The 6,745-nt window shown below is 68.4% G+C and carries 9 protein-coding genes and 1 pseudogene; 6 read left to right on the forward strand and 4 right to left on the reverse strand.

Annotated features, from left to right (window positions below; translation table 11 throughout):
* Positions 1 to 19: 19 nt before the first annotated feature.
* The 6 genes from AC3WQZ_RS25485 to AC3WQZ_RS25510 all read left to right on the forward strand — a co-directional run bounded on the left by AC3WQZ_RS25485 (position 20) and on the right by AC3WQZ_RS25510 (position 4,661).
* Positions 20 to 1,012: a tripartite tricarboxylate transporter substrate binding protein gene (locus AC3WQZ_RS25485; RefSeq protein WP_492301469.1), complete on the forward strand. Its 993-nt coding sequence runs from the start codon at positions 20 to 22 to the stop codon at positions 1,010 to 1,012.
* A 101-nt stretch (positions 1,013 to 1,113) separates the two neighbouring features.
* Positions 1,114 to 1,494 carry a DUF427 domain-containing protein gene (locus AC3WQZ_RS25490; RefSeq protein WP_010810767.1) on the forward strand — a complete coding sequence of 127 codons (381 nt, stop codon included), beginning with the start codon at positions 1,114 to 1,116 and terminating at the stop codon, positions 1,492 to 1,494.
* A 107-nt stretch (positions 1,495 to 1,601) separates the two neighbouring features.
* On the forward strand, positions 1,602 to 2,426 hold the full coding sequence (locus tag AC3WQZ_RS25495; protein ID WP_010810766.1) for an ABC transporter substrate-binding protein: 825 nt from the start codon (positions 1,602 to 1,604) through the stop codon (positions 2,424 to 2,426).
* Positions 2,427 to 2,455: 29 nt separating this feature from the next.
* Positions 2,456 to 3,196, forward strand: coding sequence for an ABC transporter permease subunit (locus tag AC3WQZ_RS25500; protein ID WP_010810765.1), 741 nt, complete (start codon positions 2,456 to 2,458; stop codon positions 3,194 to 3,196).
* A complete protein-coding gene (locus tag AC3WQZ_RS25505) occupies positions 3,189 to 3,974 on the forward strand; it encodes an amino acid ABC transporter permease (RefSeq protein ID WP_492301471.1) in 786 nt (261 codons plus the stop codon). Before AC3WQZ_RS25500 ends, AC3WQZ_RS25505 begins: the two co-directional genes overlap by 8 nt.
* A 171-nt stretch (positions 3,975 to 4,145) precedes the next feature.
* Positions 4,146 to 4,661, forward strand: coding sequence for a DUF2306 domain-containing protein (locus tag AC3WQZ_RS25510; protein ID WP_010810763.1), 516 nt, complete (start codon positions 4,146 to 4,148; stop codon positions 4,659 to 4,661).
* A gap of 12 nt (positions 4,662 to 4,673) precedes the next feature.
* Here AC3WQZ_RS25510 and AC3WQZ_RS25515 read toward each other — a convergent pair whose 3' ends face one another.
* From AC3WQZ_RS25515 to AC3WQZ_RS25530, 4 genes and pseudogenes are all read right to left on the reverse strand, one after another.
* Positions 4,674 to 5,024 carry a hypothetical protein gene (locus AC3WQZ_RS25515; protein ID WP_037024831.1) on the reverse strand — a complete coding sequence of 117 codons (351 nt, stop codon included), beginning with the start codon at positions 5,022 to 5,024 and terminating at the stop codon, positions 4,674 to 4,676.
* Positions 5,025 to 5,079: 55 nt separating this feature from the next.
* A complete protein-coding gene (locus AC3WQZ_RS25520) occupies positions 5,080 to 5,499 on the reverse strand; it encodes a cupin domain-containing protein (RefSeq protein WP_010810761.1) in 420 nt (139 codons plus the stop codon).
* Positions 5,500 to 5,614: 115 nt separating this feature from the next.
* Positions 5,615 to 6,433 (reverse strand): GntR family transcriptional regulator, encoded by an 819-nt coding sequence (locus tag AC3WQZ_RS25525; RefSeq protein ID WP_010810760.1) that lies wholly within the window; start codon positions 6,431 to 6,433, stop codon positions 5,615 to 5,617.
* 90 nt (positions 6,434 to 6,523) lie between these two features.
* A pseudogene (locus AC3WQZ_RS25530) lies at positions 6,524 to 6,745 on the reverse strand (allantoinase); the annotation flags it as partial.

A 6,745-nucleotide genomic window follows, 5' to 3' on the forward strand; every position in this document is an offset into this window, starting at 1 on the left:
ACGATACGGAGACAACCTCATGCACCCCCGTCGCATCCTTCTCAAGTCAGCGCTGGCGCTGGCCGCCACCGTGGCCGCCGCGCTGGCCGCGCCCGGCATCGGCGCGCTCGCGCAGGGCAATACCGGCAAACCGGTGCGCCTGATCCTGCCGATCAGCGCCGGTTCCGGCGTGGACACCATCGCGCGCGCGGCCGGTCCGGCCCTGGGCAAGGCCTTTGGCCAGCCGGTGGTGATCGAGAACCTGCCCGGCGCCGGCGGTATCAACGGGGCCGCGGCCGTGGTCAAGGCGCAGCCGGATGGCAGCACGCTCGGGCTGGTCTCGAACAACCATGTCATCAACCCGAGCGTGTTCCGCACCATGCCGTTCGATGCCATCAAGGACATCACCCCGATCAGCGTGATCGGCACCACGCCGCTGGTGCTTGTCGTGAATCCCAAGGTGCCGGCAAGGAACGTGAAGGAACTGGTGGCGCTGCTCAAGGCCAGGCCCGACGGCTACAACTACGGCTCGTCCGGCAACGGCACCATCATCCACCTGGCCGGGGAGATGTTCCTGGACGAGGCCGGCGTGAGTGCGCGCCACGTTCCGTACAAGGGCACGGGCCCGATGATGAACGACCTGATCGCCGGACAGGTGGAACTGGGCGTGGTTGCGCTCAACGCGGTGGCGCCGCACCTGAAGGCCGGCACACTGCGCGCGATCGGCGTGTGCGGCGACAAGCGCTCGTCCGCCGCGCCGGAGATCCCCACCATCGCCGAACAAGGCTTGCCCCACTACAACGTCGCCGGCTGGTTTGCCGTGGTCGGCCCCGCCGGCATGCCGCCGGCAGAGGTAAAGCGCGTGCATTACGCATTTGCCAGGGCCTTCACCTCGCCCGAAGTGCTGGAGGCCATGAAGAAGCAGGCCACCGTGATCGAGCCCGGCACACCCGAGGCGGCCGCCAGCTTCTTCCGCAGCGAGGCCACGCGCTACGCCGCACTGGTGAAGAAGGCCAACGTCAAGGTCGAATAGCGGCGGCTGGGCTGAACCATCGGGCGCGGCCGGCCGGCCGCGCGGCGAACGCCTAGAATGCAGCATCGCCCCCGTGACGATGCCCTGCAGGAGGACGCGCCATGACCGACAAGCCAGTCAGGATCCCCGGCCCCGACCACCCGATCACCATCAAGCCGACGGCCGGCAGGGTGGTGGTCAGGGTGGCGGGCATTGCCATTGCAGACAGCGACGCGGCGCTGACCCTGCAAGAGGCGACCTACCCGCCGGTGCAGTACATCCCGCGCGAGCATGTCGACATGGCGCAGCTGGAGCGTACCGCGCACACAACGTACTGCCCATACAAGGGCGATTGCAGCTACTTCTCCATCCCCGCCGGCGGCGAGCGCGCGCGCAATGCGGTGTGGAGCTACGAGACGCCTTACCCCGCGGTGGCGGCGATCGCCTCGCACCTGGCCTTCTACCCGGACCGCGTCGACAGCATCGAGATTCTCGGCGCCTGAGCGCGCGCCGCCCGGCATGGCGGCATATCCATCTGCGAAACCATTCGTTCCTGATCGGGGCGCGCACCGCTATCGTCTGCCCATCCAGACTTCAGTGAGTGCCTTCCATGTCCTTCCGTTCCTTCCTGCTGCGCGGCGCCATCGTCGCCGGCGTTGCCGTCATGGCCTCCGGTACCGCGCTGGCGGATCGCCTCGACGATATCCGCAAGGCCGGCGTGCTGCACGTGGGCGTGTTCGATGCCAACCCGCCGTTCGGCTTTGTCGATCCGAAGACGCATGCGCCAGCGGGCCTGGATGTCGACTATGCCAACGAGATTGCCAGCCGCCTTGGCGTCAAGGCGGAGTTCCGCGCCACCAACCCCGCCAACCGCATTCCGCTGCTGGCCTCGCAGAAGGTGGATATCGTCGCGGCCAACTTCACCATCACCGATGAACGCCGCCAGCAGATCGGCTTCTCCACGCCTTACTTTGCCAGCGGGCTGCAGTTCATCGCAAGGAAGGGGGCGCTGCGCCAGCCCGATGAACTGAAGGCCTGGCGCCTGGGCGTGGACAAGGGCACCACGCAGGAAACCACGCTGCGCCAGCGCTACCCCGACGCGCGCGTGATCGCCTATGACGATTCGCCGCTGGCGCTGCAGGCGCTGCGCACCGGCGCGATCCAGGCCTTTGCGCAGGACGGCGCCAAGCTCGGCGCGCTGCTGGCCACGCTGCCCAACCGCGACCAGTTCGAGATCTCGCCCTTCACGCTGACGCGCGAATACATGGGCGTGGGCGTGCCCAAGGGCGAGGAGCGTCTGCAGGCCGCCATCGACCAGATCCTGCTGGAGCTGGAGAAGAGCGGCACGGCGGCGCGCATCTACGACAAGTACTTCGGGCCGAAGAGCCAGGCGCCGCTGGCACGCGACTTCACCATCGGCAGCACGGTCAAGTAAGCACGCCACAGCCTGATCGCCCCTGACCCATGGTTTCCATTCTCTGGCAGTCGTTGCCGGCCAAATACCTGCACTGGCTGCTCGGCGGCTTTGCCATGACGGTGGCGCTGTCGCTGGCGGTGTTCCTGCTCGGCTGCGCGCTGGCCGCAGCCTGGCTGGCGCTGCGCAGGGTGCCGTGGCGCCCCGTGGCCATCGCGGCCAATGCGGTGATCGGGCTGCTGCGCAAGACGCCGCTGCTGGTGCAGCTGTTCTTCTGGTACTTCGGTGCCGCGCAATTGCTGGGCGATGCGGCCATCGGCGCGATCTCGGACTGGCGCGGCCTCCAGATGTGTGCCGTGGCCATTCCCGCGCCGTCGCTGGAAGCGCTGGCCAGCGTATTCGGCATCGCCCTGTATGCCAGCGCCTTCTATGCGCAGGAACTCGAAGCCGGAATCGCCGCGGTGCCGCGCGGGCAGTTCGCCGCGGCGCTGGCGCTGGGCTTCGCGCCGCGTGCCGCGTGGTGGCGCATCGTGCTGCCGCAGGCGCTGCGGATTGCGGCGTGGCCGATGGTGGGGCAGTTTTGCCAGACCATCAAGAACACCTCGCTGGCCATGGCGATCGGCTTTGCCGAACTCTCTTACACCGCGCGCCAGGTCGAGACCGATACGCTGATGGCCTTCCAGGCTTTCGGCATTGCCACGCTGCTCTATGCGGCGTTGATCCTGTCGCTGCAGGCGGCGGCGCCGGCCTTGCTCAGGCGCCTCGGCTGGACCGGAGCACGTCATGCCTGATGGGATGGCAAGCCTGCCGGCGGGCCTGGCGCTGGTATGGGGCCAGCTGCCCTACTTGCTCAAAGGCGCTTTCCCCGAGGGCCCGCTGGCCGGCGCGGCGCTGACGCTGTGGATAGCGGCGCTCGCCTGCGCCGGCGCCACGGTGCTGGGCATTGCGCTGGCGCTGCTGCTGGAGCTTGCGCCGTCCAGCGTCACGCGCGTGCTGCGCGCCGTGCTGGCGTTGCTGCGCGCGGTGCCGGTGCTGATGCTGATCTTCTGGACTTACTTCTTGCTGCCGATGCTGGCCGACGTGCAGGTCAGCGAAGTGCTGACCGTGGTGCTGGCGCTGGCACTGGTGGGCGCCGCGTTTATCGCGCAGAGCCTGCACGCGGGAATTGCCGCGATCGGCGCGGGCCAGCGCCAGGCGGCGCTGGCGCTGGGCATGTCGCGCACGCAGGCACTCTGGCATGTGGTGCTGTCGCAGGCGCTGCGCGCCATGCTGCCGTCCCTGGCCAACACCTGGGTGGCGCTGACCAAGGATACGTCGCTGGCTTATATCGTCGGCGTCAGTGAGCTGTCGACACTGGCCACGCAGGTCAATGGCCGCAGCATGGGCTATGCGGCGGAAGTGTTCGCAGCGGTTGCGCTGCTCTACTTCGTGCTGTGCGTGATGATCGAGGCGGGTGCCGCTGCGGCGCTGCGCCGCCTGCAGGGATCGCACCGGCGCGGCAGGGCCGAGGTCGCGGTGGCGCGCCAGGCCATGGCGCAGTCTGCAAGGGCCGGTGCCCCGATGCTCTGACATCGGCAAAGGCGGGTGCCCCGCGGCTGCCGCCATCCTTGCAATCCCCGCAAGCTTCGCCTTACATGAAGGCTTGCTGTTGCGGCCCGCCCCCACGCAACTCGCCTTGTCTTGCGCGCCGCCACGCCTGTCCAGATCCATTGCGGCACCCACCCGGCTGGAGGCACCATCATGCTCGGACTCACGCAGCTTGGCATCATCCATACCCTGATCAGTCTGGCGGGACTGGCCTGCGGCCTGGTGGCGCTCTCGAGCACCGGCATGGTGCGCCTGCATACCCGGCTCGGACTGGCCTATGTCATCGGCACCGTGCTGAGTTGCCTGACCGGGTTTGGCATCTTCCAGCACGGCGGATTCGGCAAGCCCCATGTGCTGGGCATCGTCACGCTGCTGGTGCTGGCGGTCGCGGTCTGCGCGGCACGCGGTGCATTCGGGCGCATGAGCCGCTACGTGGAGGTGGTGTCGCTGTCGCTGACGGTGTTCTTCCACTTCATCCCGGGCCTGACCGAGACCGGCACGCGCCTGCCGGTGGGCAATCCGGTCTTTGCCAATGCGGAAGCGCCGGAACTGAAGGGGATCGTCGGCGTGCTGTTCCTGGTATTCCTGGCGGGGGCGGTGCTGCAGGTGCGCTATCTGCGACGCCAGCCAGGAGCAGGCGCAGGTTCGTTCCCGGGCCGGATAGCGTGATTGCCGGGCGGCCTAGGGGCCGAGTGCCGCGTCTATCATGGCCACGGCCAGCCCGACCAGCAGCGCAAGCGCCGACGCGATGAACCATCGCACGGTCTTGCGGTATTCATCCACTGCATCGTCCTCGATGCGCAGCGCGCGGTAGAGCGCCACGATCTGCAGCGACACCGCGGCCAGTAGCGAGACCGCGGCGAACAGCGCGCGCAGGTTCCAGTGGCCGGGACTCTCGAAGCCCCAGAACCGCCAGAACGCCAGCGAGAAGCCGAGCAGCACCGTGATCGCGGTGATGATGCCCTGGCGGTAGCCGTTGGGCACCAGTTGCGGCGCGGGCTTGGGCGGAGCCGCTGGCTCGGGAGCAATCATCATGGGGCTCCGTGATCGTGTTGCGTGGCCACAGCCCTGCCGGCACGCCGCGGGCTCAGCTTCGGTTCTCCGGCAACTGCACCACGGCCAGCGTGGCATCGGCAGTACCGACGACCCTGCTGACATGCCCCTTGCCCGTGGTGTCTTCCAGCAATAGCGCACTGCCCGCCGACAGCGGCCGGCGCTCGCCATCGCTGGCTTCGAACTCCATCGCACCAGCCAGCACGAAAATCCACATGCGCAGCGGCGACGGGTGCAGTGCGCCCACCCAGCCGGCCGGCACCAGCAGGAAGCCCTGCCGCGCGGCTTCGTCCAGCGGCGACACCCAGAAGGCGCGCGCGGGCGGCGCGAACAGGCGCTCGGTGATGGCAACGGAAATGGGGCCGAAGTGGGATTCGCCGGCGGCATCCGCGTAAAGCCGTTCGAAGGCCAGCGGTGGACGGGCGGTTGTGACGGGTTCTGCAGCGACAGCCATGGCGCACCTCCCTGCGGCGCATTGCGCGCGGCATTGTTATGCAGCCAGTCTAGGTTGCCGGGCGCGGAGTGCAATGCCGGCCATGAGGCGCGCGCTGGCGCCCCCGCACCGTGCTTCAACCCTTGCTGAAGATGCTGTAGAAGTCCGGCGCGCCGCTGTCGGGCACGCTCAGGTCGAGCGAACCCTCGATGTGTTCCAGGTGTTCCGCCATCAACGCGCTGGCGCGCGCGGCGTCGCGCTGCTCGATGGCGTCGATCAGCTGGCGGTGCTCATGCTCGGCGCAGGCCGGTGCGCCGGGGCGGTCATACAGCGTGATGATCAGGCAGGTCAGTGACACCATCTCGCGGATCAGCTTTTCGAGGATGGCATTGCCGGCCATCTCCGCCAGCAGGATATGGAATTCCCCCGACAGGCGGATCATCGCGGCGCGGTCGCCGCGCGCGCGCGCGTTGTCTTCTTCCATGGCATGGCGGCGCAGGCTGCGGACTTTGGCCGGCGTGGCACGCTGGGCCAGTTCGGCCGCCAGCGCGGGTTCGACCACGCGGCGCGCCTGGAACACCTCGCGCGCCTCGTCCACCGTGGGGCTGGAGACAAAGGCGCCGCGATTGGGCACCAGCGTGACCAGCTTCTCATGCGCCAGGCGCGCGAAGACCTGGCGGATGCGGGCCCGGCTGGCGCCGGTCACTTCGCACAGCCGTTCCTCGACCAGCTTGGTGCCGGCCAGCAGGCGATGCTCCATGATCGCGGTCAGCAGGCTGAGGTAGATGGCCTCGGTGGCGGAAGCTTCGCTGGCGGCGGCCTCCGGGCCGGCGCTTTCCTCCGGTGCGGCATTGGCGGCGGCCTTGGGTGCTGTTTTCAGGGTTGCCTTGGATGCGGGCCGGCGCGGCGTTTTTGCTGCCGCGCCGGGCGCCGCCTTCTTCGATGTGGTTGCCATATCAGGGGACGGACATTTCAGCCTGTCGCCGGAACTGGCGACGAAAGACGGCTATATCGTACACAAATATGGCGACACGGACGGCATTTGTCAGGCCGGGGCAACTTCCTCGGGCATCGTGCCCACGGCTGCGGCATCGCCCGCGGCTTGGAACGGGTGCACCTGCGCCCAGTGGCGGGCGATGTCGACACGGCGGCAGATCCACACCTTGTCGTGTCCCTGCACATAGTCGAGAAAGCGCTGCAGCGCGCGGAAGCGGCCCGGGCGGCCGAGCAGGCGGCAGTGCATGCCGATCGACAGCATCTTGGGGCT

The sequence above is a fragment of the Cupriavidus sp. FW305-26 genome, from assembly GCF_058787975.1.